23 protein-coding genes and 1 tRNA gene are annotated in these 26,171 nt (G+C 40.0%); 14 read left to right on the top strand and 10 right to left on the bottom strand.

Annotated features, from left to right (window positions below; all coding sequences use genetic code 11):
* Window positions 1-10 precede the first annotated feature (10 nt).
* Complete coding sequence (locus KYS23_RS04345) at window positions 11-904, bottom strand: tyrosine-type recombinase/integrase (protein WP_218418109.1); 894 nt, start codon at window positions 902-904, stop codon at window positions 11-13.
* A 125-nt stretch (window positions 905-1,029) separates the two neighbouring features.
* Window positions 1,030-1,806 carry a hypothetical protein gene (locus tag KYS23_RS04340; protein ID WP_218418108.1) on the bottom strand — a complete coding sequence of 259 codons (777 nt, stop codon included), beginning with the start codon at window positions 1,804-1,806 and terminating at the stop codon, window positions 1,030-1,032.
* Window positions 1,807-2,247: 441 nt separating this feature from the next.
* Here KYS23_RS04340 and KYS23_RS04335 point away from each other — a divergent pair, with 441 nt between their 5' ends.
* Window positions 2,248-3,453 carry a hypothetical protein gene (locus KYS23_RS04335; RefSeq protein ID WP_218418107.1) on the top strand — a complete coding sequence of 402 codons (1,206 nt, stop codon included), beginning with the start codon at window positions 2,248-2,250 and terminating at the stop codon, window positions 3,451-3,453.
* Window positions 3,454-3,499: 46 nt separating this feature from the next.
* Here the strand turns inward: KYS23_RS04335 and KYS23_RS04330 are convergent, their stop codons facing one another.
* Both KYS23_RS04330 and KYS23_RS04325 read right to left on the bottom strand, forming a co-directional pair.
* Window positions 3,500-4,315, bottom strand: a complete 816-nt coding sequence (locus KYS23_RS04330) for a hypothetical protein (RefSeq protein WP_218418106.1) — start codon at window positions 4,313-4,315, stop codon at window positions 3,500-3,502.
* 61 nt (window positions 4,316-4,376) lie between these two features.
* Window positions 4,377-4,748 (bottom strand): hypothetical protein, encoded by a 372-nt coding sequence (locus KYS23_RS04325; protein WP_246604290.1) that lies wholly within the window; start codon window positions 4,746-4,748, stop codon window positions 4,377-4,379.
* A gap of 228 nt (window positions 4,749-4,976) precedes the next feature.
* Here KYS23_RS04325 and KYS23_RS04320 point away from each other — a divergent pair, with 228 nt between their 5' ends.
* Window positions 4,977-6,110, top strand: a complete 1,134-nt coding sequence (locus KYS23_RS04320; protein ID WP_156077776.1) for a DUF262 domain-containing protein — start codon at window positions 4,977-4,979, stop codon at window positions 6,108-6,110.
* Window positions 6,088-6,816: an MAE_28990/MAE_18760 family HEPN-like nuclease gene (locus tag KYS23_RS04315; protein ID WP_218418104.1), complete on the top strand. Its 729-nt coding sequence runs from the start codon at window positions 6,088-6,090 to the stop codon at window positions 6,814-6,816. Before KYS23_RS04320 ends, KYS23_RS04315 begins: the two co-directional genes overlap by 23 nt.
* 229 nt (window positions 6,817-7,045) lie before the next feature.
* Here KYS23_RS04315 and KYS23_RS04310 read toward each other — a convergent pair whose 3' ends face one another.
* Complete coding sequence (locus KYS23_RS04310; protein ID WP_218418103.1) at window positions 7,046-9,826, bottom strand: UvrD-helicase domain-containing protein; 2,781 nt, start codon at window positions 9,824-9,826, stop codon at window positions 7,046-7,048.
* Between the two features lie 332 nt (window positions 9,827-10,158).
* Between KYS23_RS04310 and KYS23_RS04305 the strand changes: the two genes are divergently transcribed.
* The 4 genes from KYS23_RS04305 (at window position 10,159) to KYS23_RS04290 (ending at window position 14,431) form a co-directional block, all read left to right on the top strand.
* Window positions 10,159-10,887 carry a hypothetical protein gene (locus KYS23_RS04305; protein ID WP_218418102.1) on the top strand — a complete coding sequence of 243 codons (729 nt, stop codon included), beginning with the start codon at window positions 10,159-10,161 and terminating at the stop codon, window positions 10,885-10,887.
* Window positions 10,888-11,017: 130 nt separating this feature from the next.
* On the top strand, window positions 11,018-11,935 hold the full coding sequence (locus KYS23_RS04300; RefSeq protein ID WP_218418101.1) for a tyrosine-type recombinase/integrase: 918 nt from the start codon (window positions 11,018-11,020) through the stop codon (window positions 11,933-11,935).
* Complete coding sequence (locus tag KYS23_RS04295; RefSeq protein WP_218418100.1) at window positions 11,932-13,938, top strand: AAA family ATPase; 2,007 nt, start codon at window positions 11,932-11,934, stop codon at window positions 13,936-13,938. The genes KYS23_RS04300 and KYS23_RS04295 overlap by 4 nt, the downstream gene beginning before the upstream one ends.
* Before the next feature lie 16 nt (window positions 13,939-13,954).
* Window positions 13,955-14,431: a DUF6641 family protein gene (locus KYS23_RS04290; protein WP_218418099.1), complete on the top strand. Its 477-nt coding sequence runs from the start codon at window positions 13,955-13,957 to the stop codon at window positions 14,429-14,431.
* Here the strand turns inward: KYS23_RS04290 and KYS23_RS04285 are convergent.
* On the bottom strand, window positions 14,417-14,938 hold the full coding sequence (locus KYS23_RS04285; protein ID WP_218418098.1) for a hypothetical protein: 522 nt from the start codon (window positions 14,936-14,938) through the stop codon (window positions 14,417-14,419). The two genes, KYS23_RS04290 and KYS23_RS04285, sit on opposite strands and share 15 nt — an antisense overlap.
* Before the next feature lie 148 nt (window positions 14,939-15,086).
* On the opposite strand from KYS23_RS04285, the gene KYS23_RS04280 reads away from it, so the two are divergent.
* Together KYS23_RS04280 and KYS23_RS04275 are read left to right on the top strand one after the other, a co-directional pair.
* A complete protein-coding gene (locus KYS23_RS04280) occupies window positions 15,087-15,542 on the top strand; it encodes a DUF2787 family protein (RefSeq protein ID WP_338081832.1) in 456 nt (151 codons plus the stop codon).
* Window positions 15,535-16,662 carry a DNA cytosine methyltransferase gene (locus tag KYS23_RS04275; protein WP_218418097.1) on the top strand — a complete coding sequence of 376 codons (1,128 nt, stop codon included), beginning with the start codon at window positions 15,535-15,537 and terminating at the stop codon, window positions 16,660-16,662. Before KYS23_RS04280 ends, KYS23_RS04275 begins: the two co-directional genes overlap by 8 nt.
* Window positions 16,663-16,666: 4 nt before the next feature.
* Here the strand turns inward: KYS23_RS04275 and KYS23_RS04270 are convergent, their stop codons facing one another.
* The 4 genes from KYS23_RS04270 to mutY form a co-directional block, all read right to left on the bottom strand.
* The gene (locus KYS23_RS04270) at window positions 16,667-17,752 is read right to left on the bottom strand and encodes a hypothetical protein (protein WP_218418096.1); all 1,086 of its coding nucleotides are present in this window, start codon (window positions 17,750-17,752) and stop codon (window positions 16,667-16,669) included.
* Between the two features lie 339 nt (window positions 17,753-18,091).
* Window positions 18,092-18,167: transfer RNA gene (locus KYS23_RS04265), tRNA-Phe, on the bottom strand.
* Window positions 18,168-18,651: 484 nt separating this feature from the next.
* A complete protein-coding gene (locus KYS23_RS04260; RefSeq protein WP_013785835.1) occupies window positions 18,652-18,924 on the bottom strand; it encodes an oxidative damage protection protein in 273 nt (90 codons plus the stop codon).
* A gap of 26 nt (window positions 18,925-18,950) precedes the next feature.
* Complete coding sequence (gene mutY / locus KYS23_RS04255) at window positions 18,951-20,012, bottom strand: A/G-specific adenine glycosylase (protein WP_218418095.1); 1,062 nt, start codon at window positions 20,010-20,012, stop codon at window positions 18,951-18,953.
* 111 nt (window positions 20,013-20,123) lie between these two features.
* Between mutY and KYS23_RS04250 the strand changes: the two genes are divergently transcribed.
* The 5 genes from KYS23_RS04250 (at window position 20,124) to KYS23_RS04230 (ending at window position 26,064) form a co-directional block, all read left to right on the top strand.
* Complete coding sequence (locus KYS23_RS04250; protein ID WP_159528068.1) at window positions 20,124-20,828, top strand: alpha/beta fold hydrolase; 705 nt, start codon at window positions 20,124-20,126, stop codon at window positions 20,826-20,828.
* Window positions 20,829-20,931: 103 nt separating this feature from the next.
* On the top strand, window positions 20,932-21,651 hold the full coding sequence (gene trmB, locus KYS23_RS04245; RefSeq protein ID WP_159528067.1) for a tRNA (guanosine(46)-N7)-methyltransferase TrmB: 720 nt from the start codon (window positions 20,932-20,934) through the stop codon (window positions 21,649-21,651).
* Complete coding sequence (locus KYS23_RS04240) at window positions 21,651-22,730, top strand: methyltransferase (protein WP_159528066.1); 1,080 nt, start codon at window positions 21,651-21,653, stop codon at window positions 22,728-22,730. Before trmB ends, KYS23_RS04240 begins: the two co-directional genes overlap by 1 nt.
* A gap of 152 nt (window positions 22,731-22,882) precedes the next feature.
* The gene (glgA, locus tag KYS23_RS04235; protein WP_218395754.1) at window positions 22,883-24,307 is read left to right on the top strand and encodes a glycogen synthase GlgA; all 1,425 of its coding nucleotides are present in this window, start codon (window positions 22,883-22,885) and stop codon (window positions 24,305-24,307) included.
* 101 nt (window positions 24,308-24,408) lie between these two features.
* Entirely contained in the window at window positions 24,409-26,064 is a 1,656-nt protein-coding gene (locus KYS23_RS04230) for a HAMP domain-containing sensor histidine kinase (protein ID WP_159528064.1), read from the top strand.
* Window positions 26,065-26,171 lie beyond the last annotated feature (107 nt).

The following is a 26,171-nucleotide window of genomic DNA, read 5'->3' as shown; positions in this document are numbered from 1 at the left end:
TAGCGCCCCATTATTGATAGGAAAGTAGAGATGCAGCTTCTTGCATCACTTTTTCATTTCGCTTGTCGTACATGATGGTTGTACTGATATCCTCATGTCCTGCCATTTGGCGCACAGTGTTTATATCTACATTTTGTTCAAGTAATCGTGTAATAAACGTTCGTCGAAGGTCATGCGGCGAGACTCCTTCTACGCCAATTGATGCTAGCGACTTTTTAGTGAGTGAATAGATAGAGCACGATGACAACGCGGTGTTGTGTTTAATATTTCCACCTTTTGCGACACGAACAAATAAATGGCCGTTACTATCACCTCGAAGTGCTAGCCATTGATTCAGCGCAAGTTGCGTCCATGTTGGCAGATGAACAGTTCGGCTCTTGTTACCTTTTCCTTTTCTGACGATCAAAGCTGTACCTTCGATAAAGTCTTCTACCAAGAGTGCTACTAGTTCACTTCGTCGTAACCCCGTGCCTAAAAGAGCTGAAATTAATGCGTAGTTTCGAATGCCGAGAATAGATGTATCGCGTTGTAACTTTATCAACAGCTTATTGACCTGCTCAGTTGAGAGAGGCTTTCCATCATGTTTGCCGTGATTCACTTTGCTGATAGCCCGAAGCTGAATTGACTGCATTTCTGGAACGAGCCCGGACAGTACAGCTATTTTTACGATACTTCTAATTGCTATCATTGCTCTGTTGATAGATCTAGCTGACCAACCCTGAGTAATAAGCTTCGTTTTTATATAGGTAGCTTGTTGAAAATCGATTTCATGATATTTATCTGTTCGCTCTTCATCAGTCCAACCCATCATGTCTGCAATGCTATTTAGTTGTGAAGCAATAGAGCGCTGACTATTAGGCGCAAGTCGACCTAAATACAGCGCATAGGGGCAAGCTGCATTCATAAAATGCTCCGAAGTTGTAGTTAAAAGTATTGAATTTGAATGGAAGTGCTTAGAAAGCGAAGAAGATAATATCAGGCGATATTAGTTATTTGTATAGCTGTTTTGTCCCAGAAAAATAATAATTATTATTTCGCTATATTGGGTATATTCGGCATGAAAGTAGTGGTTTTATAGTTTAAGTACCTTTGACGAAGCAATACGAGAAGTCTTAAAATCCTTCGAGGTAGAGGCTCAACTAGGTAAATTATGGAACCCTGTTGTAGAACTTTTTTTAAAGGCTTTTTTGTGTAATTTATGGTAGGCTCGATTTTATGGTTAAGAGAGCCGAACTGATAAATATTTCCGCGTACCGGTATTTCACCTCTCGCTTCTAATGCTATTTTTGCCAGATTAATTTTTTCTTTTTCCTTAATGCAGTTAACTACTTTTCTGCAAATAAAATTAAAAAAGGTTTTCTCCTCAACTGTCAATTCGATGAAAGAGTCTAAATACTTTTTTTGCGATTTTTCTACGAAGAAATACTCATGATTAAGGTCTTTCAATAAGGAGTTAACTGTCGTTTTTCTCGCTTTAGAGTAATCTTTAACATATGTTAAAGATTCATTCTCTAATCTAACGGTGTTTTTTCTCTCGTTATTTTTCTTAACGCGAATTCTTGTACTCCATATTTTCCATACTTTGTCGTCAATATCGCTATTTAAACTGTTTAATTCATTTGTTATTTTTTCTGCTTTATCGTTCTTTCCAGCATTTAATGCTTTTCGTAATAGTGGAAGGTTTAGGGCAATAGTATTCATTGTTTCATGGTGAATCGTGTCTTCTTTTGAAACATTCAGTCCTAATTTTAACAGAGCCTCTCCTTGCCCTATCCATGTCTCGGTGTCGAAAGTTTTTCTTTTCATAATCTCGATGGAAGTTGATTTCTTTATGATTAAACTAAGAGCGAAATGCGTTCTTGTCAATAAGTAAGTGTGTTAGTTTTTCTGACTTACGAAGAATTTATGCGTAGTGCTACGCTTTTTTTGCAAGCGAGAAGGCGTAGTACTACAGTGTGATTTTTGAACTGTTTGACGTAGTGCTACGGCTTAAAAATGGATTGGAAGTAAAGCGTTTTGTGCAAAACTCATTTTACGTTAGTAGTTACTAACACATTTCGTTAATAAAAAGGCGTTGCGCAACGCTTTCATTCTGAAAAATGTATTATCGCAAAAATGCAGTAGGGATGCGGGTTTAGCAGGGCTAGAGCGCATTATCGACGGTATAAAGCGATTTTCAAAATAATAGGAAAGTTTTTTTGAGTTTACTAATTTAAATACATGTCACACACGCACACAACTATCAGTATGTACACTACTACTATCACTAATACTACTAACTATACTACTACCACAGTACATAATAACAATTTCATTAATAATCATTGTAGTAGAAGGAGGTTTCGTGAGCTACGTTCCCAATGCAAACTTAATGACTCAATTTGCAGTAACGCCAAAACTCAAAAGAAGGATGCAAAGTTAATTCAAGACTTTTATTCGGCACTACGAATTGAGGACAGAGATAGCGCACTTAGTGCCATAGTAAGCAATGACGGATTTTTAAAAAGAAACTCAGATAATTTTTATCGCTACTTAGATAATCCTCGATGGGTTGACCCAGACTTTGATAGGTTAACAATTGGCTACGGTATATCAAAAGGAAAAGCCTTTGAAATAATAAGACGTTTGAAAGGTGGCGATGCTCCAGAATACGCTACTGTAAAACGCACTTTAAAAAAAGGTTACTATAAATCTTCTCGTCTTATTAAATTCAAAAATGGTAATACGATAAGGCTTTATTTAATTAGTAAGAATGATGGTGTTAATTTTAGACATGTTAAAGTTGACTTTACGCCATCTTATTTTAGTGACGATGAGTTGGTGAAGTTTTTTAATTGGTTTAACGAGCTACTAGGGAGCGAGCGTAAACGCGCGACAAAAGACTCTATGATAACGTCAATGGAAAATGGTCTTCAATTACATAATGTATTTGCACCTCAAATCCTTCATAACAGTTTATTTGGAAAGGAAGAGAAGTATAATTGGGAAATAAAAGGTAAAGAGCAACCGTTTACTCAGGCCACTTATGATATTTTTAAAGCTGAGTGCGGTGGGACCATAAAGAACAAAATTTACTGTCCGGTATCTAAGCTATTTAACCTCATATTTAAAGAAGGATCTTATACCGAAGATGATGCCCTTACGGTTATGGAAAACATATCGCATGCAACTAGGGTCGAGAGTGTATATGTTTATTCATATAAACACTCGGCGAAAAAGTATTCTCTACTAGAGATGGAGCGTGTGCCTTGTTATTTGAATCAGTTTGATATCGTTGCTCCCGATTCGCTAGTCGAAATACCCATTGAAGAACGAGTCAAACTAATGGGACAGCGAACGTTATCTGGCATAGAGAGGAGCAACACACGCAATCTTATTCTGACTCCTAATTCTCTAGAGGCCAAACGTCTTAAAATGCTAAAGCACTACAAAGATATTTTCTTGAACAGTTGACAGATATCGCAAGCATATTTGCCGTTGGCGCGTCAACTAATGTATATCAGCAATTTTGTAATACTGTGAAGATAGCGTTTTGCGCAGACTCTCTAAATTCACGACCAATTCTTGGTGTGTATGAAGGGTGGGGGGCTGATATTACAGTTGTTTTAAAATCGTCTTTTTGCAGTCTACCTACTGAAAACTTGAACGTTACTTTACCTCTCACTTCGTGATGCTGCATGTCTGTTAAGTTTGAAGAGTGTAGTAGCCAATTCTTTGATGATGGGCTATTAAAGCTTTTGGGAACAAGAACAATCTTTGGCTTGAAGTACTCGATTATCTGATTGTTCAGCTCGTAGGAAAACTGAATAGCTCTCTCTAAAAGCGCTTTATCGTATTTAGCCAACTGAGAAGTGAAGCTTTTAAAATCCTTACTTCCCCACAGCACTATGTTAGCCATGAGCGTTTTGTGTTCACCAAACCGCTTATTGAATATCTCTGAGTAGAATTGCCACTTGTTGTTTGGCTTGTTAATAGGATCCCACAATGGGACATTCGCACCTTCGCTATTTTTGTACGCTTCGCTGAAATTGTCGTTCATGGCTTGTTGCACAAAACCCTCGTAGTGAGAAGGGGAGGAAGGAGACAAAATAGCGTCGAGAGATTCAGGAACATTAGGATTTGAGCCTAACCAAATTACATCAACTGATTCGGCATTGAGCTTACTTAATACTTTTGCTGTCTCGATTTCCCCGAAAATAGAGCCTCTAAACGGTATCGAATAAGAGCCTGTACCTCTCTTGAGCGCTTGATTTTCTTGGTTTTCTACAAAATCAGAAATACTATTGTTTATTACTTCAAATATATTCAACGTCATGTCCCTATGATTTGCTTGCGTATTCTTTACTGAGCGACTTTTTAACTTTTTCGTAAGCTTTTTATGAACTAAAGATACGGTAATGCTTGTCTAGCTTCCAAGTACATTGACTCGGTATTAGATTAAATTTATCACATACCAAGGTTTGAAGCTCAACGCTCTGTACCACTTTTCTGTCTGCATATATTTTAAAGAACTTTGAGTTTCCAGAGTAGATTACTCTACCCCTGCTGACTTCTTGATATTCAGCAGCAATGAGCTCAGGAAAACACGGAAGGTATATTCTATGCTCTTCCCACTCTACTAAATGGCTAAAGTCACTGTCATAGAGTGAGAGGCTATCAGGCTCTGCACTATTCAAAGGCATTGCTTTAGCAAGTACAATCGACTTGTAGACCCAAAAAATACCAATATGAGGCAGCTTAGCTTTCATCTTGTATATCTCCAACATGTTGACGTAACCCAACTGTCTTGGCAGAGATTTACAACCCTTCAATTATGTAAGAAATAGTATAAAAACAGATCCCCCACTCTTTTCACCTTTAATAAGGCTGGGTAATCAAGTTAATATTCTTTCATCAGGTGAGTCTTTCTATAGACGCCTCTTCTTAAAAAATATATGTTGTGCTATCGATAATGCTCAGTGCAAAGGAATTGAACGATGAATGAAAGTTATCTGGATGATGTAAATGATTATGATGACCAAACAGGAGAAGACGAGCTAGATCCCGTCGAGATTCCCAAGGAAGTTAGGCATTTACGTACTCAATCATATGATAAAAGTGTACGGGACTTGGTCGCTATGATTGATGAGGGAGATATAGATCTTGATCCAGACTATCAGCGCAATTACCTCTGGGAAAACAAAAAAGCGTCGCTCCTAATAGAATCTATTCTTCTGAATATTCCCATCCCTGTGGTTTACGTCGCAGAAAATGAAGAATCTCAGTGGAACGTTATTGATGGTCTTCAACGACTTAATAGCTTATACAGATTTTTTAAGAACGAATTCAAACTTTCACGTCTTGAAGTTCTATCTGAACTTAATGGTCTGACTTACCACAACTTACCGCCCAAAGCCAAACGTATGTTGGGAAACGGTATGTTTCGAGTTGTGGTATTACTAGCCGAAACTCATCCAGAAATAAAATATGACGTCTTTATGCGTCTAAATACTGGTTCAGTTCGGTTGAATGAACAAGAGTTACGAAATTGTTTGTATAGGGGAAAATTTAACGATTTTTTAAAAGAGTGTAGGTTTAATGAAAAGTTCTTGGCGTGCTTGAAGCTCAAAGATACTCACAAGAGGTTTGTTGATGCTGAGTTAGTACTGCGATTTTTGGCAATCAGAGAAAATTATGACCTAAATACCTACACGCTCAACTACCCCGGTAGAATGAAGACATTTCTAAATATGTTCATGGCTAAGTATCAAAACATTGATACAGAGAAAATGGCGGAATTTGGTGCAGCTTTTAACGGCTGCATGGATAATATATACAGTGTTCTTGGCGACACAGCATTTAGAAGACCAGATAAATACGGAAATCATGAAACGCGGATTAATAGGTCATTAATTGACGTAATTATGCTGTGTTTTTCGCATTTAACAATGCAGGAATGTGAGGAAAACAAGGAGGTTTATCAACAGAATATAGTAGAACTATGTGAAGACGAGAATTTTCTCGATGCTATAACATATGGTACAGCCGACTCGAAGCGCATCATGACCCGTTTGGAACTTGGATTAAAAAAATTCGGAATTGTAGAAGATGCAAGAACTTCAGTCATTTGATGCTATTCAGGATTTTAATGAGTCACTAGATGAAGTTGAGACGCTTATTCGTCTAGCCATTGGCTACGAAAAACTAAACAAACACGATAAAAGGTCACTAATACTGAGGTCAGCATTACTCTTTTTGGGTACTCATTTAGAATGTTTCTTTGAAAGTATTGCGGAAGAGTACATATATCGCCTTGAGCAAATGTCACTCAAGAGAGAGCAGCTTCCCGAGAAACTTATTTTGTCATCAGTTCAACATCAGTTTACAGATGAATTAATAAAAAAAATAAAAAGCGGTAATCCCAAATGTAAACAAGACATAGTTATGATTGCGAAAACTATTGAATGTGATCAGCCGGTTACTGAAATTAACGTGGACACTAAGTTTAGCTACGGGCGGCACGGCAGTAGTATAGTTAAAAAATTATTTGCTAGGCTAGATATTAACGATGTCTTTAAATCCTGTGTAGTCACGACAGAAGTCGAATCTTTGCTATCTGATGAGCCAGAGATAGTCACGATTGATGTAGAAAAAAAATTTAATGCTCTTACGGGAGTGAGGAATGGACTTATCCACGAAAATAAGTCACCTAATGCTGCAACATTTAATTCGATTTTGAGTGATATCCCACACTATAGAAACTTTGCAGAAGGACTTGGTTGCTTGCTGAACGATAAGCTGAATGAAATCCGAAAGAATGCAAGTGTCGCAGCTTGATGCAGAAGTGTTACAAAGATCGTCTCTGGCGAATGTTGTCCCCAGTGTTCGCCATGATTTTTCGCTGAAAACATATGTTGTGGTTGAAAGAGGGAAGTTAACTTATTGGCCACCATCCAGATAGATAACGTTAATAATGATTAACACAAACTGGCTCTAATTTTGACGGTCTACAGTGCCAAAAGCTAATTATCTGCATACACATGTTTGTCATTGGTTAGTTTGTTGTTTACGCAAAAAGATACTTATTTCCTTTTAAAACATCAATGATATCAGGCTCGCCTTCCTGACCATCAGCATAAAAATTTACTGAAGTATTTTTACGGCAAATTATAAGCTTTGTACGCGCCCGTGTTAGAGCAACATACATCAGCCTTAGGTACTCCTCTCTGGTGTCGTACGATGAGCGAGAGTAGCGAGGATCGACCACAAAACAAACATCGGCTTCTAGTCCTTTCGCTTTATGCATTGTCATTACAGAAATTCTTTTGAACAGTGGCATATACTTTTTGGTTTTTAGCGCCGAACTGATTGCATCGCTTATTGTGTCAACTACCTTAGTTGTCCTTGCTAGAATGAATATTGTCTCTGCCTTCTCTAAGCCTTCTACCGACTGAATTAATTTACTACTTAAGTCATTAACAAGTCCTTGTAAATCATCATGCTCGATAAGTTCCGGAGCATCTCCTTCTGATTTGGCGGTTATTAGTTTTTTTGGTAACGATTGAGTGTAACGTCGAACAAAGTTAGTGAGTCGAAGAATTCGACTGGTAGATCTATAGCTATGTCTTGAGATAAAGCGCTTAACATCTTTGCTCTCTGCATAATTTTCAAACCTATCCGGACTAGCACCTCTAAATCCAAATATCGATTGTGCTGAATCTCCAACACAAAATAGCTTTATGCCTTTTGCTGAGAGCCTGTTGAGTATCTGCCACTGCACCAGATTGGAATCCTGCATTTCATCTAAAATTAGATGTTCACAACAATCGGACACTTTTTTAGAAAAGTCAGATCCTTTCATACGCCTGTTCATTAGTGTTAGAACATCATCAAAATCCCATAGTAATTTCTCGGCTTTCAGACTGTCATAAGCTTCATAAACGGTATTTGCATCATTAGCGTTCACCTTTAACTTTTTAGAACGCTTTGAGTTAATTGAAATAATTAGTTTTCCAAGATCTGGCTTACAGTCATTAGTACTAAATGAGAACAAGCTATCGTAGTCTTCTGCTGTACCTTTAATCTTCGAATTAGAAGCAACTATGTTACGCAAATAGTATTCTCTGGTCTTAGTTGAAGCGTCTTTTTCTTTCACTGATGGTATATAAGTATACGAGCCATATTGCTTATTTTCGTGTTGCTGCAATTGCTGACCGCACCAAGCACTAAACGTCTTGATATTTGGACGTTCAAAACGGTCTTTTCCGTTTAGCTGCTTTAGCTTTTTTCCTATTCGCTGTTTAAGCTCTTTTACTGCATCATTTGTGTAAGCCAGTATAGTGATTTTATTAGCATCAATGCCTTTCTTATTTATTAGCCAAACTACTCGCTTTACTATTTCTCTTGTCTTACCGCAACCAGCACCAGACTTCACTACTATGTTGTGGTGCTCTGATTTATAAGCCTTTGAAACCTTTTTCTCTGCTGTGAACGGCAGTGGTAATTCGACACTGTGCTTTAAGTATCTTAATTTGAATAATTTAGTAAGTTCTTCTGACTTTATAAAAGTAGGATTTTGGATAGTCTCCAGTAAATCGGTTAGCAGCTTTGTTTTCATTGTATTGAACACTGTTTCATCTAGCCGAAATACCTTGTTCCCCTTAAGCAACTGATTTATCGAGCGAATAACGCTTTCTTCGTTAATACTTTTGTTCCATCGACTTTTATCGTATAAAGCTTGAAACAATAGTTCTTCATCAGCGTTTTGTATTGCAAATGGATCTAAAATGGCAACTTTGTTCAGTGGCATTACCTGCGCGGAAAGCTCTGATAGCAGTAACGTTTTCTGAAAATGATTATTCTCATTATGGCCAGCTCTATCACAGTAGAACCGCCTTTCGATACGAGTCGTCACTGCTAGCTTTTTCACAGCGAGTGACACATCACTCTGCTCAACGACAAACGAGTTAACGTCTGTCTTCATCTCCTTCAATATTTTATCGTAGATAATAAAATGATTATTGGCTCTATTTCCTAAATAGCATGTCTCAACGAGTTTACCTGCTGGCCAACAAGAACCTGCACTGATGTTATCTATCTCTAAGTATGCCGGAAACACAAATGGTTGGAATACACCCGGCATGTTAAATGCAACATCAACCCTTCTGTATCTCGCTTTAGCAATAAAATGTGAGTACGCTGTTTTTTTCAATACCGACTGAATGTGTCTGAATAGAATACCGATCTCAAGATTTGTAAATCGACTTGGAATAAAATCGATTTGTACTCTTTTACCTTCTGCACCTAGAGTACCGTCGGCAATGTATATATAGAAAAACTTACGATTATCATTAAACAGTTTTATTCGAAATACCGATGTGAAAAATGGAACCTTTGGAGATTTTTCACCCTCTGAATTTTTTCCCATAAGGCCGTTGTTTGCTTTACCAACATTTGGTTCATCAACGATTGATAATATCTCTCGTAATGCCTTAGACCTAGGTTTTATGATTCCATGCTCAGTATCTGTTAGTAACTCAACTGCTTGAGAGCCAGAACAGTCAACCCGAATAGATAGATAATCACAATCCAGTTTTAGATATTTTTCTGGCTGGTTAAAATACTTAGATAACAATTTAGATTGATATTCGGCATGCTCTGGATCTTTGAGCAACTTTACTATCTTCCCAGCTTCATCTTTGTAGCTTAATGTTTTGCTATCAACATACGAGCGATAAACGTCATTCATACCTCTATTAAGATGTCTGTTATTTTTGACTGCAAATTTGTTACTCCAGACGTTATTCTCTATATCTGAAATCATCAAATTTTTGTCATTCCCTGTCATACAAACACCTTCAAATTATATCGTTTATCAATTCTACGAAAACAGCATACCACTAAGCTTATAGCAGTTTAAATAAATAACCACAGCATTTTAACGATTTAAAAAACAATGCGTTACGCTTTATTTAAATAAATAATTGAAATCAATATAAATGGCTTTTAACTTATAAAATCGAGAAATATATATGAATAAATTAATTCTGGACAGAAGATTAAATTACTTCTGGACGGATTTTATTATTAGTTCTGGACAGATTAAATAATAACATCTGGACAGAAGTAATCATTAGACTAATATTTAACGATTAAAACATAGAAATTGGTGTCTATAAAATGGCTAGACTTAGAGAAGACAGAAGTGAGCACGAATGGTTAGAGCTTGGCCACTGTATGTTGAGTTATTTAGATAGTAATAAATACAAAACTAAAAAACCGAGACTACAGCTTAGAAATGAAGTGAAAATGTGTCTGGAACAGTTGAAAGAAGCACATGAACATCAAGATAATAACGAGATGTTCCTCTTAACTGAAAAACTTAATTCACGAAAATATGACTATGGCGATGCTTGGAAAGCATGGATTAAAAAGCTATCTCAAACGCCAATTGACATTAAAAGAACTAGAACCGACCTCTATGTTGAAGCTGGTATTTATTTTGAAAAGCTCAAAAAAGCAGATCATTACAAAGATGGTGGAACATTCTACGACCACTTATTTAGAGCACTTCAAGCCCTCGGCATATCAAAAATTGACCAGTTGTATGATATACAAACATTCTTATCCAACTATCAAGATTACTCAAAAAGACATCGACATATATCTATGGAGTCAAAAGATGAACCACATTTTGATGTTGAAACAGCACTAAGTTCCATCATTGAGCTACTGAAAAAACGAGAGATCAGTAATTTTCATGAACTTGAAAAAGCTCTAAGCAAAAGAGTCAAAGAAAACAATATGTTAGAAAAATATCAACTTCTTAGACGTTATATTGAAAGAGAATATGCTGGAGTTGATGTTGATGAATTGATCAAAAAGGAGCGTGATTACCACTCAAATTAGCGAATTAACACGGTCAAAAACGGCTCTATTCCTGCCTAAAAAGACTTGCTAGCATGTATATAGCAGCACCTGCTAGCACGTCTCTTTTCACTCAAATCTAACCAAAACACTCATTCAAACTGGAGTTAATATGACTACAGCAAGTCCACTTGCACTGTATCTAGGCAGACTTGCGCCTAATAGTCGGCGCTCAATCAAATCACAGCTGTATAAAGTGGCTGATATTATGGAATGGCCACTCGATAAATGCGAACACATGTTCCATCTGGTGGACTATCAGATGGCATGCCAAATCAAAGTTGAGCTTATACAACACGGATCATCAGCCAAGTCGGTTAACCGCGCCATGTCGGCCATACGTAACGTGGTTAAAGTCGGAGTATTAATGGGTTTAGTGTCTGAAAATCAGCTCATTCAGCTTAGTGCTATTAAGCTCGAAAAGACATCACAGCATCAAGGCAATCCGCTTAACGCGACACAAGTGAATATGTTATTTGCCTATTTAGCCAAAGACTCCAGTATCATTGGTATACGTAATCAGGCGATGTTTGCCATATTGCTTGGTGCTGGACTTCGACGCAGTGAACTGGTTGCACTGAAGTTAACGGATTTATCGCTATCTGAAAGCCATTTGGTCGTGCAGAAAGGTAAAGGCAATAAGCGTCGCACTGCCTTTTTACCTAAGTGGTGTATTGCTCATATTCATACGTGGCTACTACTTCGTGACTATGAGTCTGGCTATCTGTTTAATCCGGTAAATAAGTCTAACCGCATCAATATTAAGTGCGGTATCACCACCGAATGCGTCTATCTATTGGTGCGCAATGTGGCCAAGCATATTGGATTAGGCAATGTGTCACCGCATGATTTGCGCCGTACCTATATCACGCGTCTGCTTGAACAAAACATCGACTTAAACACGGTGCGGATGATGGCTGGTCATGAAGATATCAGCACCACGGTAGTCTATGACAAACGTGACAACAAGGTCATGCAACAAGCGGCATCGAAGCTCAGTTATGCTAATGCTGACGAGTTGGTGTTATGAGTGGCCAATCAACAGTTGCACTCGCAGCACATTATGCCAGTGCAATTATCGGCAACGGCCTGAATGAACGGCAGTACAAGCTACTTGATACCGATGTGCTAGCCAAGTTGACTGGTCAAAATACCTCGTTAAACAAACCTTTTTCATTCAATCAGATTAAGACGCAACTTACTGATTTGGCCGATACCAACCGAAGTGATGTGGTGTCGCACAATGCGCGGTTGCTTTGTGATGTCTATCAAGTACCTGTATCTTGTTCAGGCATTATCGAATATGTGATTGCAATCAGTGTGTCCAGTGCATTGCGACAATTGGTTGATGAGCTGTTTTTTAATGAGTTAGCCGACGAAGTGAATATGTCTTTGCTGCAACTCTTTGAACTAGATGAAGAAACCTGTTTTACCTATCTGAATAGTTTAACCAATAACGGCTTTATCCGAGCGCCTACACTTACCGATACCAGTGATTTGGTCTTAGCGGACTACCAAATACGGTTGTTGACTCGCGCAAAGCTTGTCAGTACCGAAGCCTACTTAGACAATTTATTGGTTAAGAGTCCTTCGCCATCGTTTAAGTTAAAAGACTTTGCTCATTTGGATATCGAGACGGTATGTTGTTATCTGGCAAGTGCATCCAAGCAACAGATGACTGGCGTGAATATTTTGATATACGGTGATGCTGGAACAGGTAAAACAGAGCTTGCCAGAGCATTGGCTCAATCGTTATCCAGAAACTTGTATGAAACACGCACCGCTAATGATGGCCATAAACAGATTCAAGATAGGTATGACTTAATCGGTCATAGTCGATTGAGACTGCAATACCTATCATCGATGCAAGCACTATTGACCAGCAGTGCCACTTCGATGTTTTTAGTGGATGAAAGTGAATCCATCTTTGCCGACAGTGATGAATATTATGCCAAAGACACCTTACATCGCTTGTTAGAAAGTAATCCGGTGCCATGCATTTGGATAACCAATCATGTGCAATGTCTGGAGCCTAGTTTTATTCGTCGCTTTAAACTGGTACTTGAAGTCGGTGCTATCGAAGGTAAATACATTGAGCCGTTGGCTAAACAGGTATTTCGCGGTTTACGTGTTCGGCAAGACTATATCGATAAGCTGTTAACAACACCTAATATTACACCCGCGCATATCGGTAACGCTGTGCATGTGGCAAAAACCATTAACCTATCCGGTCAAGCAGCACAACTAGTGGTATCCGAAGTGGTTCACAATACTTTGAATGCATCGTCTTTATTAGACTCACCACTTCGCTATAAACCAGAGATGCCGTTTGATGTGAGCCTATTGAATTTCAAACAAGGCAAAGCAGTTATCAAGCAAATAGAAACGGCATTGTCACATCAGGCACCTGTTCGTATTTTGTTATCTGGCGAGCCTGGCACCGGTAAAACAGCGTATGCCCATTACTTAGCGCAGCAGCATGACATAGAGCTTGTGTCAGTGCGCTGCTCCAGCGTTTTAAGCAAGTATGTTGGCGAAAGTGAGTCCAACATTGCCAGAATATTTTATGACGCACAGCAGCGTGGCAGCGCGTTATTACTGGATGAAGTGGACAGCTTACTGGTATCACGTGAGCGTGTGACTGAGCATCATGACGTCCAGCTAATCAATGAACTATTAACTCAAATTGAATGCTTCGAGCATCCTGTATTTGCGGCAACTAATTACGCCAAGCTATTAGATAAAGCCGTACTGCGTAGATTTGATTTTAAGCTTGAAGCGCAGTGCCTAATGCCAGAGCAAAGCATCACCTTATTCAAACGTGTCTTATCGCTTAAACAGATAACTCAACAGGAACGACACACACTTTTTTCATTAACCCGATTAACTACTGGTGACTTCACTATTGTAGCGCGTCGTCTGCGGTTTCAAACAGACGGTGATTTTCGGCAACAGGCATTAAGTCTGCTAGTCGAAGAAAACCGCCACAAGCAACCCAACCCACCCATCGGTTTCATCTCGAAACCACATTAACCAAAAGGTATACAACATGACTACATCATTATTGAGTTCACTCAAGGTTACTGCTCGTCCAACTATCGAGCCTAAACCACCTATTATCGGTAAACGTCTTAAGCTGATTGAGAAACTAGAGCAGCAACAACAGCTGGCTACGTGCATGCTGGAAAATAAACCGTTTGAAGCCTATCGAGAAAAGATGGTCAAAGACCCAACCACCGGAGAGCGCACCAAACAACGACGTGCCGTTTCGGTTAAGCCTTGGTACTACGACAGCGATGGTCACTACTTTCTAGAAGTCAAAGTGAACAATAAACCTATCGATATTCAAACAGGCAAACCTGCCATCGATGTCGGTGATAAAGCCAACTTACCTAAAACCTTAGAGACCATTATTCAAGCGGTTGAGAAAGGCGAACTCGATAACTTTATTATGGCCAAAGCGACAACATGTAAAAAGGCAACATCAACTAAGCCTGATACCAATAAGACATCAAGCAAGTCTTGATGTCAAAGTCGGTTCGATGAACAGCTGTTCATTGCGAATGGCTGCTTCTCTTTTCACTTTTCTGTTAAACAAGATGTTGTCAAATGCTTCGTCAAAGGTAATTGCTGGCAGTCCATTAACAGGCACCACCACTTCATTGCGCATGTCGTTAATAACAGAGTCCTGCCAATAGGCGATGAACGCTTTGAGCGACATGCCACGTTGGTTGAGGTAAAAGTCTAGCTCGGCTTTTTCACTAAAAAAATGAGTGGCCAGAGCCCAGACTGACGGTGTGTTATCACGATAAACCGCGCTGGCAATACCAACCACTTGAACGGTGTTTGCATCTAAGTTGTTAAACAGAACAACAAAGCTCTCATCACCTTCACCACTAAAACCGGACAGAAACATATTCAATTCATCTGACTCGTTGAAGTCGCTGTTAGTGCTGTATAGCAAATACAAATACCGCTCAAATTGCGGCTGTATCTTGCACGGTAAGTTTGAAAAATCGAATCGAATAGACATGCTCCTTTGGTTTGCATGCCTTTAAATTAGTATCTGCAATCAATTTTTTTAGCAGCAGATACAAACACCCAGAGCAAGCGCTCAAACCCATTTTAATTCACAACCTCAAGAGAAAATGACTATGCCTATACAATGTGAAGGACTGGCTTTGCCTGTCTCAAAGAAACTTGCTGATGCATTAACCAACATCATCAACCAACATAATGTTACTAGCGATGCGGTGACGATCAACTTTCGTGATCCAGACTATTCAGCCGAAAATGGTGGTTTTCATCCGGTAGAAATTAGAATAGAAAAGAAAGACTCAACTTTTCAAATCTGCTACATTACCGACTTTTGTTTTGTCGGAAGTGGATACACCGCAGAACTGGCTAAAGACTTAGACTTTGATTTTCAAGCTGGTGTGTTTCAAAACCTGTTTGGTGTCTTTCCGATAGAACAGGCCACAGATGTGTATCAGATATGGGAGACTAACTTTCTGCACTACTTAACAGTATTCGAGTCGTATAAAATTAAATTAAACTTAGATCTATCAAAACATTCTTCAGGCGTAATCAGTAAAGTGAATAATAAAAATAATAAACAAGGAAAATACGATGCCTAAAAAATTGTTTTCGTTTTTCTCCGGTAGTGGTTTTTTAGATCTTGGTTTCGAAACAAATGATTTCGAAGTCGTTTATGTAAATGAATATCATCAACCTTTCTTGGATGCATACAAACATTCACGACAAAAAATGCAAATTGATGAACCTATATATGGCTTTGACAATACCAGCATAGAAGACATAGCAAGTGACAAAGTGTTATTGGATAGATTAATTGCCAATGTTGCAGAACAAAAAAGGCTTGGTCATCTCACTGGTTTCATTGGTGGACCACCATGTCCGGACTTTTCTATTGGTGGAAAAAATAAAGGTAAAGAAGGCGAAAATGGTAAACTCACACAGACATACTGTGAAGTTGTTTGTAACTCAAAACCAGACTTTTTCCTATTTGAAAATGTGAAAGGCCTTTGGCGGACGGCACGTCATAAAGAGTTTTATGATGAAATTAGAGCAAGATATAAAAAAGCTGGTTACTTACTATCTGATAGACTTACAAATAGTTTAGAATTTGGTGCTCCACAAGATAGAGATAGAGTAATCCTATTAGGATTTCATAAATCGGCTATTCTCGATAACAATATAAAAACAGAAAAAACTCTGAAATCAGCTTTAAGATGGAATCAGTATCTTAAGTTCGACTTAGATGAAATTTTTAAATATCCTTGGCCAGACAGAACTCATTACGTTGAAAATCTCCATACCGAAGCACCTAAAGAGATTCCTGTCGAGCTCACAGTTGAGTATTGGTTTCGGAAAAACGATGTTGTAAATCACTCTAACGCATCACATCATTTTGTGCCAAGAGCCGCGTTGCCTAGATTTCAGACAATCGATGAAGGAGATGATGGAAAAAAGTCTTTTAAACGGCTTCATAGGTGGCGATATTCTCCAACTGCTGCGTATGGTAACAATGAAGTTCATATTCACCCTTATCTGCCAAGAAGAATAAGTGCAGCAGAGGCTCTAGCCATACAGTCTCTGCCAAAACGATTTGAGCTTCCAGTTGATATGTCATTGAGCAACATGTTTAAGACAATAGGAAATGGTGTTCCTTACCTTATGGCTAGTGGAATCGCTTTAATTACGCGAGATTTTTTAAATGAATATTGCACTGAATAACTAACTAAATATTTTTCACTGTCTCTAAGAAGGTATGGAAAAACTTAATATTATCTATACCTTCTATTTTTCTCCGGCTAAGCAAATACATATCCTCTATAGATGAGTAAGATAGATATCTGATGTCTAAATCCAGAAACTGCGGATCAAGAGATTTTTTAACAACTTGTGCTCTAATCTCATCTGGAGCCGCAATTATATAAGTCATATGAGCTAGTTCAGGAGCTTCTTCTTTAAAAGACTTCATGCGAGTCAAACCCGATGTCACTCCAGTGCTGTGCTCTATTTCTATAACTGCCGGAATTTTCTTTCCATCTGCTGAAAGCCAAATTAAATCAATCAAGTCACCTTTGGTCACCGATTTTGTATAGCCTTGCAGAGCCGTTACATCATCTAGACTTCTGATTACAGAGTCCATTTCGATGAAAGCTTTACCATTGTATTTAATGCCGTGATCATTTCTAGCAACCCATGAATTCAATCCAAATGCCTCACCTATTTTGATCAGCATTAATTGAATTTGAGCATGTCTTCTATCTATCTCAACCTTTGCTTTATCTCTTGTTTGACTTTCATTTAAATGTAAGGCATCAAAATATAACTCTCTATCAACTTGTGTCACAACAATTTCAGATTTCTCGAGCTCTTGAATTACACCTTTTTTATGAGGTTCATCAGGAAGATATATCAGATGCTTGTGACCTGTTTTGACTCTTGTATTTTCACCCATTTTCTCAAGTCTTCCAGGATAACAAAGATAAAAAAACTCCGTATGCAAAAGCAAAGCTTCTAATGCAGACCGAGAGTTATAACTTGCTCCAAAGACTCTATCTACGTTCACAGGCCGACTAGGCTCGATAGCGTTTGCCATTCTCCACAATGCTTGAGCAGAAATATTAACTGTTTTAGCGTTGCTATAGCTTTCACCTTTTAGTGGATTCCACCTTTTGATAGTTACTGGACCTTCACCTTTTTTTACATCAATCACTTGGATTTTAGTTTTAGTTTTCTCATTTGGATATTCATATGGTATTGACTTATCTAATCCACCAATTGCATTAGCCAACATAGATGCCGTTACTTTTTTCATTTAATAACCTTTCTGACCGGAATAAAAACTAAATATATACCTAAAATGATTAAATATCCATCATAAATACATTTTTTATCAAATAACAAGGGTTTTAACGCTCAATAGTTCCGGCACATTTAAATAACTTACAAAAAAACCGACGTCTAGTCGGTTTATTGTTATTTGCAAAGTTTGGTACCAGAGGCCGGATTCGAACCGGCACACCATCGCTGGCGGTGGATTTTGAATCCACTGCGTCTACTAATTCTGTAATCAGAAATCTATGAGCAATAATTCATAAAAATATTGCAAAGATTTTGCTTAGATTATATTTATTCTAGGAAAGGTCTTAAAGAATGGTGCCTCGACCCGGGATCGAACCAGGGACACGCGGATTTTCAATCCGCTGCTCTACCAACTGAGCTATCGAGGCACATAATATTGTGCTGATTGTCCGTTTGGAAACTTTGCAAAACTTTGCATCGTTCAAGTTAGTGGACTCTAACTTGTTAACCATTGCTATTCAAGCGTTTGGTAAAAACTTGACTGAATAAGCTTGCACTTTTCAATCCGCTGCTCTACCAACTGAGCTATCGAGGCACATAAACTGTGCTATGTAAGCTTTATAAAAAACTTTGCAAAACTTTGCAAGCTTTATCGAAGTGCTTACTAACTTTAAAACTATTGCTCTAAAAGCTTTCTTGGCAAAACTGATTAAAAGTGCTTGCACTTTTCAATCCGCTGCTCTACCAACTGAGCTATCGAGGCAAAATCTTTTAGCGTTTGGGCGTTTACTGCCTGTCTCGCTGTGGGTGCGTATTAAACGGATTTCCGACTAACAAGTCAACCGTTTTTGTCGGTTTTTTTTCGGTTTTGTTACCGTTTGCACATTGTTTATGCAAAATACGCTTTTTTGATTACTTTTCAGGCGGAACATAGCCTTCAATGGTAGGCTCTACGCCGTCGAACAAGTAAGCCGACATACTTTGTTCTAAAAACTGTCTGGCGGTAGGTTCCATCATATTTAACTTATTTTCGTTAATTAGCATGGTTTGTTTCTTTTGCCAGTCGGCCCATGCTTCTTTTGAAATATTATCGTAAATACGTTTTCCTAGCTCACCAGGGTAAAGCTGAAAATCTAAGCCGTCGGCTTCTTTTTGTAAACGCTGGCAAAATACCACTCTACTCATTGTATGTCCTTAACCTATTCGATGCGCTAAAGCACATGCACTAATTGCTGAATGATTTTCTTTGTCGGGGCAGCTAAACCTACTTCAATAGGTTCGTTAAACATAAACCACTGGGCTTTTTGTTCTGCCACCTGCTTTCTGGGTACAGAGTTTACCACGGCAAACACCGGTGTTATATCCAAATGAAAATGGCTAAAGGTATGCCTAAAGGCTGTTTGGGTTTCAAATGAACTGGCTTCAATACCTCGCTTGGCAAGTTCAGCTTCAGCACTTTCTATATCTTGTGCTTCAATAAAACCATATAAACCGCCCCACAAGCCGCTAGAAGGCCGCTGTGCCAAATAAACCTGTCGTTGGAACAATGGCACTATAAGTAACGTACTTCGCTCTGGAATGGCTTTCTTGGGCTTTTTACCTGGGAATTCAGTTTGCGCCCCCTGGGCATACGCTAAGCAATCGTGCTGTAACGGGCATTCATCACACTTTGGCTTACTACGCGTACATACCATAGCACCCAAATCCATCATCACCTGAGTGTAGTTGGCACTGCGTTTTTCTGGCGTATTCTTTTCTGCCACTTCCCATAACGCATTTTCAACCGCTTTTTGGCCAGGCCAGCCACCAACAGCGTAGTAGCGAGCAAGCACACGCTTTACGTTGCCATCTAATATAGGGTGACGTTGATTGCGCGAAATAGATAATACCGCACCAGCGGTAGAGCGTCCGATTCCAGGCAATGCTATTACATCGTCTATGTTGTCAGGAAACGTACCACCGTGATCCTCTACAATTTGCTTAGCCGCTTTGTGTAAGTTTCTAGCGCGGGCGTAGTAGCCCAAACCTGTCCAATGATGCAGTACGTCATCTTGCGCTGCATTGGCTAGCTCCACCACGCTGGGGAAAGATTGCATAAACCGCTCAAAATACGGAATGACGGTGGTGACTTGCGTTTGCTGTAGCATAATCTCAGATACCCACACTTTGTAGGGGGTAATATCTTGTTGCCATGGCAGGTGCTTGCGGCCATGAATGTCGTACCAAGCAAGTACTCGCTCAGCAAAAGTGTTTGGGGTAACCGTATTTGTCATAAAAACTGCGCAGTGAATGACCGTTAGCTACATTTAATAGCCATTAGGTTTTATTGATAAATGGCCTGCTATGTTAGCATGTGAAGGTATAAATGTATTTTAGGAGTCTTTGTGACCACCAGCGCCCCTGTTCTATTTTTACCCGGAACCTTATGCGATGAACGTGTTTGGTTGCCCGTTTGGCAACGCATGAAAATTTCTCAACGTCGCTATGTACCCTTACAGTGGGCAGCCACCAAAGACGACATGCTAGCGCTCACTTCCGACCGTGTTATTCAAGATGAAAAAGTACATCTTGTGGGCTTCTCCATGGGTGGTTACATTTCCGCGCTATGGGCATCGCAGAATATGGAGCACGTGGCGTCTATTACGCTTATTGGATATGATGCCAAAGGCTTATCGAAAGAAGAGATTGCGAGGCGCAAACAGCTGGTTACTATGCTAAACAGTGGCGACTTCAAGCCAGAAAACCCTGCCTATTTTACGCGTTTTGTGCATCCAACTCATCAGGAAAGTCCTGATGTAATGGGCGTTGTACAATCTATGGCAGAAGATTTAGGCAAAAATACTTTGCTGGCTCATACGCAAGCCACATCGCCAAGGGAAGACTTTGTAAAAGCGTTGGCGAAATCGAAGGTGCCCGTCAATATTATTGCAGCAACTGACGATGAAGTTGTACCGCTTGCTTTGCTACAAGCTATGGCAGATAACATCGCCTCCGCGAACATATACAAGATTGAAAATGCAGGCCATATGATGCTTCTGGAACAACCCGAAAAGCTTGCTACACTGCTTAGCAATTGTATAGATGTTTAAAAAAACCGCATTTTATTGCGCTTTTATTAATTATAGCGTTGCATAACATGCCGCTAACTGGATAATGCGCCACCAGTAAATTGGGGCAAGAAAGGTATTGCAAATGAGGCAATTCAAAAGCCAGGCCGAGGCTGAAGCCGCTGGTGTTCACGTAAGTAAAGTTAAAAGCTTTGTAAAGCGCGAAGGCCGCTTAACAAAAGCGCAAACCCGTGCCATTGAAGAATTTTGGCCAACCATGGGTATCGACTACCAAAATGCCGAACTGGACTTATCAGTTCTATTTGGCAGAACCGCGCCTGTTGTGGTTGAAATTGGCTTTGGTATGGGTAAATCATTAGTTGAAATGGCCGCGGCTGCCCCTGAGAAAAATTTTATTGGCATTGAAGTGCATCGCCCAGGCGTTGGCGCTTGTTTAGCTGAAGCTGGCGAACAGGGCTTAACCAATTTGCGCGTGATGGATCACGATGCGGTTGAAGTGCTTAAGAATATGATCCCAGAGGGTGGATTATCTCGACTTCAATTGTTTTTCCCCGATCCTTGGCATAAAAAGCGCCATCATAAGCGACGTATTGTTCAGCCTGAGTTTGCTGCCCTTGTGCTAACCAAATTAGAAAAAGGTGGCTGTTTCCATATGGCTACCGACTGGGAACCTTACGCAGAACACATGGCCGAAGTAATGGATGCAACTTCAGGTTATGCAAATACTGCACAAGAAGGTACCTATGTGCCTCGCCCTGAATATCGACCTATCACTAAATTTGAAACCCGTGGTCAAAAGCTAGGCCACGGTGTTTGGGATCTTATTTACGAGCGAGCGCAGTAATGATTTTAACGCCTCAAAGCCAACTTTTAGAACGCAACATCAACATTTTTGAGCAAGGCGAATGGTTGTTTATCAATCCTTCTGATGCCTACTTCCTCGATGCACTTAAGCATAAAAATGTAACGGTAATGCACCAGTACTTCGACATATTTTCTGAATGTGTTCGAGTGATATCTTCATCCAGTTTTGATAGCCGAGATATCACGAAAGAGGGTTTTGAGGTGGTGCAAAAAGTGGGGCCGCACACCCATTACTTTACGCCTTTTATGCGCAATGAACACACCCATACTGACGTGCTAATTTTTCTGCCTAAATCAAAGTCGCATTTTCAAATGTTACTGCGCATGGCAGCAGGCATGGTGGGTCAAAATGGCCGCATACACGTTGTGGGCGAAAACAAAGGCGGTATAAAAAGCGCGGCTAAACTCATGCAACCTTACGGGGTTACGCATAAAGTGGACTCTGCCCGTCACTGCAGTTTAATTACCACCATTGTTGAACAGCCTCACTTAGCATTTGAACCAGAAGCTTGGCTTGAAACCGACACGTATGAAATTGGCAATACAAGCTGGCCTGTGTGCTCTTTACCTGGCGTATTTAGCCATGGCGAACTCGACAAGGGCACTAAACTACTACTAGAAAAACATACCTCGGGTATGAGCGGCAACGTATTAGACTTTGCTTGTGGTGCTGGGGTAATTGCTAGTTACTTAATGCTGACCTACCCTCACCTAAAAATGCAGCTGTCTGATATTAGCGCCCTTGCAATTTATGCCAGCGCGATGACATTAGCGGCCAATGGTCAATCAGCCACCTTGCATGCTGCGAATGGTTTGTATGGCATCGAGGGTAAAGTACAGCATATTGTCACCAACCCGCCGTTTCATACCGGACTTAAAACCGACTACACCATTACTAAGCGATTTATTGAAGATGCCCGTAAAATGCTAAGTCAAAATGGCACTTTGCAAATGGTTGCTAACCGTTTCCTGCCCTACCCGGGGCTATTATCTGAACACTTCCCACGCGTGTTAACCACTGCACAAACCACACAATTTTCGTTATATCAGGCTGCATAGTAATAGCACTTTTGCTAAAGCCTGTGCTAACGTAAATAAATTCCCCCTATATTCGATATATGGGGCTGAATATATGTCAGCCCTAATTCGCGCAACAGCTATAGAGCCCATTCAGAGGCCATAGGCGCGTTCATATAATACGAGGCGTTCGTGTGAAAATTGTATTCGCTATCTCTGAAGTAGAAGAACTGGTAAAGACAGGTGGCTTAGCAGATGTAGGCAAAGCACTTCCACTTGCATTGAAAGAAGCTGGAGAAGACGTAGCTATTGTTATGCCTTACTACAAGGTATTGGCAGACTCGTTAGACTTGCCCACGGCATGTGAAACACAAACGTTGTTCACCGAATACAAAATATATAATTTCGAAGTGCGAGTTATGGATTGGCACGGACTACCCGTATACTTTGTAGATTACCCGGAATACTTTATGCGTGAAGGCTTGTATTCCAACGCGTACGAAGCCTATGAAGATAATGGCGAGCGCTTTTGTTTCTTTAGCGGCGCAGTATTAGCTGCCCTTCAAGCTATCAATTATTCGCCAGATGTTATCCATTGCCACGATTGGCATACGGCCATGCTGCCCTACTTGACGGCTTTCGACAACACAGGCTTTTTCGATAAAACCCGTACCGTGTTCACTATTCACAATGCCGCGTTCCAAGGGGTAAACCTACTTGAAAAAGTGCCATTTCTTCGCCATCACCCCGGCATACTGGCACAGGTTCACGGCGGTTATATCAATATGCTGCAATCGGGTATCGAGTTTGCTACTAAGGTAACCACCGTTAGCCCCCATTATGCACAAGAGCTGTTAACCGACCTAGGCAGCCACGGCTTGCATGAGCGTTTGGTTAGACGCAAAACCGACCTTTCCGGCATATTAAACGGGTGTGACTATACACAATGGAACCCCGCTACAGATACGTTTTTGCCAGAACATTATGACGCAGACAACTTACTGCCTAAGCAAACGTGCAAGCACGCACTGCAAGAAAAGTCTGGCTTGCCGACGAATGTGAGCATTCCGCTTATTGGTATGGTGTGCCGCCTCACCGAGCAGAAAGGTTTTGGCTATATTCTGCCTATCCTTGATGAACTGGTTCAGCATAATGTGCAAATCGTTATCGTAGGCACCGGCGATCCTAAAATGTGTATGGATTTGGGTGAATTTGCGCAAAATAACCCTTCTCAGTTCGCCTTTATTAATGGGTTTAGCTCCGAGCACGCTCACCTTGTTGAAGCGGGCGCCGACTTTTTCTTAATGCCATCGCAGTTTGAGCCTTGTGGGCTAAATCAAATGTACAGTTTGGCCTACGGCACCATTCCTATTGTGCGAGCGGTAGGTGGTTTGAAAGACACTGTGGTGGACAACCGCCATAGCGAAGACGCTACCGGCTTTGTTTTTGAACAGCCACGCCCTGAAGCCTTGCTTGCTTGTATTCGTCGCGCTTTGCTGTTTTATTATGAACACCCAGTAAAGTTCAGAGAAATGCAGCAAAGGGGCATGAATACCCGCTTTACATGGGAACGAGCTGCAGATGAATACATTAAACTTTACGAATCTATGTTCGTTTAAGTAAGCGACCTCTATAGTCTTGTACGGCGTTTCTTTCTTTTTGTTAAAGAATGCGCCACTATTATTGAGCGTTCATTTAATTAGAAATTCTGATATTTAGCATGACAGATCGGGCTATAAAACTTTCTATACGAAGTTTATTTTTGTGGGTGGTCATGACCATCGCCGCAATTTCGCTGGTTAGCACCTCCGGTTTGTCTATCTACACCCAAATAAATGCCTATCGACACGAATTGGATAACCGCGCAAACCTGCTATCTAAGATGACTGCTAACGTGGTTGCCAACCCGCTTAAAAATTCTAGCCAGGCATTGGTGGAAGAATCTTTGCAATTCTTAGATTCTGCTGACAAAGTGTTAAACGTACATATTTATAAAAGCTTACCAGATGAGCCTAACACCTCAAGTGCCGTTGAACGTTTTGCCTCTTACAACAAAGGCGGACAACTACTTATTCCTGGAAAGCAAAAACAGCTAACCAACTTAGATCAAACCCCCTTGCTTACAGACGAAAATGATTACTTAGAAAGTAGTCGTAAAATTTTTGACCAAGAGACCAACGAAGTCTTGGGGTGGGTTTACCTTCGTATGTCTGCAGACGGGTTTGGCCAGCACATTATCAAAACGGTTCTGGTTAACCTTGGGGTTATGTTTTTCTTACTGATATTCAGCTTTTTGTTAGCACTGCGTTTTCAACGCCGTGCCACTGTTCCTATTGAAAAACTCTCTTTTTTCCTACAGCGCACCTCTAGACAGCGAGACTATTCGGCACGAGCAGAACCATCCAATATTAAAGAAATAAACGTGCTGTCTGATGATGTGAATATTATGCTATCTCGCATACAAGAATACATGCACAAACAGCGTCAAGCCGAAGAGCAGCACAGAAAGCTGAATGCCAGCTTAGAAGAAATGGTAAGCCAACGCACTAATGCGTTGAAAGACGCTAACCAAGAATTAATTCAAACGCTTGAAAAGCTGCATGAGTTTCAACGCCAAATTGTACAAAATGAAAAAATGGCATCGTTGGGCGACATGGTTGCGGGGGTTGCCCACGAAGTTAATACCCCCATTGGCTTAGGCGTTACAGCTTCTACTATGATGCTCGACCGACTCGCGGTTATTGAAAGGGATTTTGAGAATAAAACGCTAAAGGCCAGTGCCATGAAACGCTTCATGGATGAAAGTCATGAAAATTTAAACATCATTTATCGCAATTTGAACCGCGCTGCTGAGCTAATTTCCAGTTTTAAACAGGTTGCAGTAGATCAATCGAGCGAAAGTAGCCGAACTTTTTGCTTTGCACAGCTAGTTAATGAGATACTACTGTCGTTACAGCCTCGCTTAAAAAAATTACAACACAACATCAACGTAGATTGCGACCCTACCTTATGCGTTGAAACGAAGGCTGGTCCTATTAATCAAATCATTATTAACCTTATTATGAATTCGGTTATCCATGGCTTTGAGAACATAGAAAAAGGCCAGATTGACATCTGTGCTGAATTAATTACAACAAACAAGCTAAAGTTAGTGTATCGGGATAACGGCATCGGGATCCCAACAGATATTCGTAAACGTATTTTCGACCCTTTCGTAACCACAAAACGTGGACAAGGGGGGTCTGGATTAGGCATGCACTTAGTGTACAATTTAGTCACTCAAGCGCTCAATGGCTCTATCTCAATTACCAGCGAAGTAGGTAGTGGTGTAGAATTTGTTATTGTTTTTCCTGTTTCCAGTGCGAAAACGTCATAATACCTGTATAACTATTGAACTTTGCTTGAAATTTGTTGGCTAACCCCAATACCTTGAATTTAGTAATATTCGATAGTAACTTGCATATAAGTAAACGAATATTAAAA

Source organism: Alteromonas lipotrueae, from assembly GCF_019249255.1.
GTDB lineage: Bacteria > Pseudomonadota > Gammaproteobacteria > Enterobacterales > Alteromonadaceae > Alteromonas > Alteromonas lipotrueae.
Note: the sequence above shows the minus strand (reverse complement) of the source record. Positions and strands in the feature narration are given on the sequence as shown.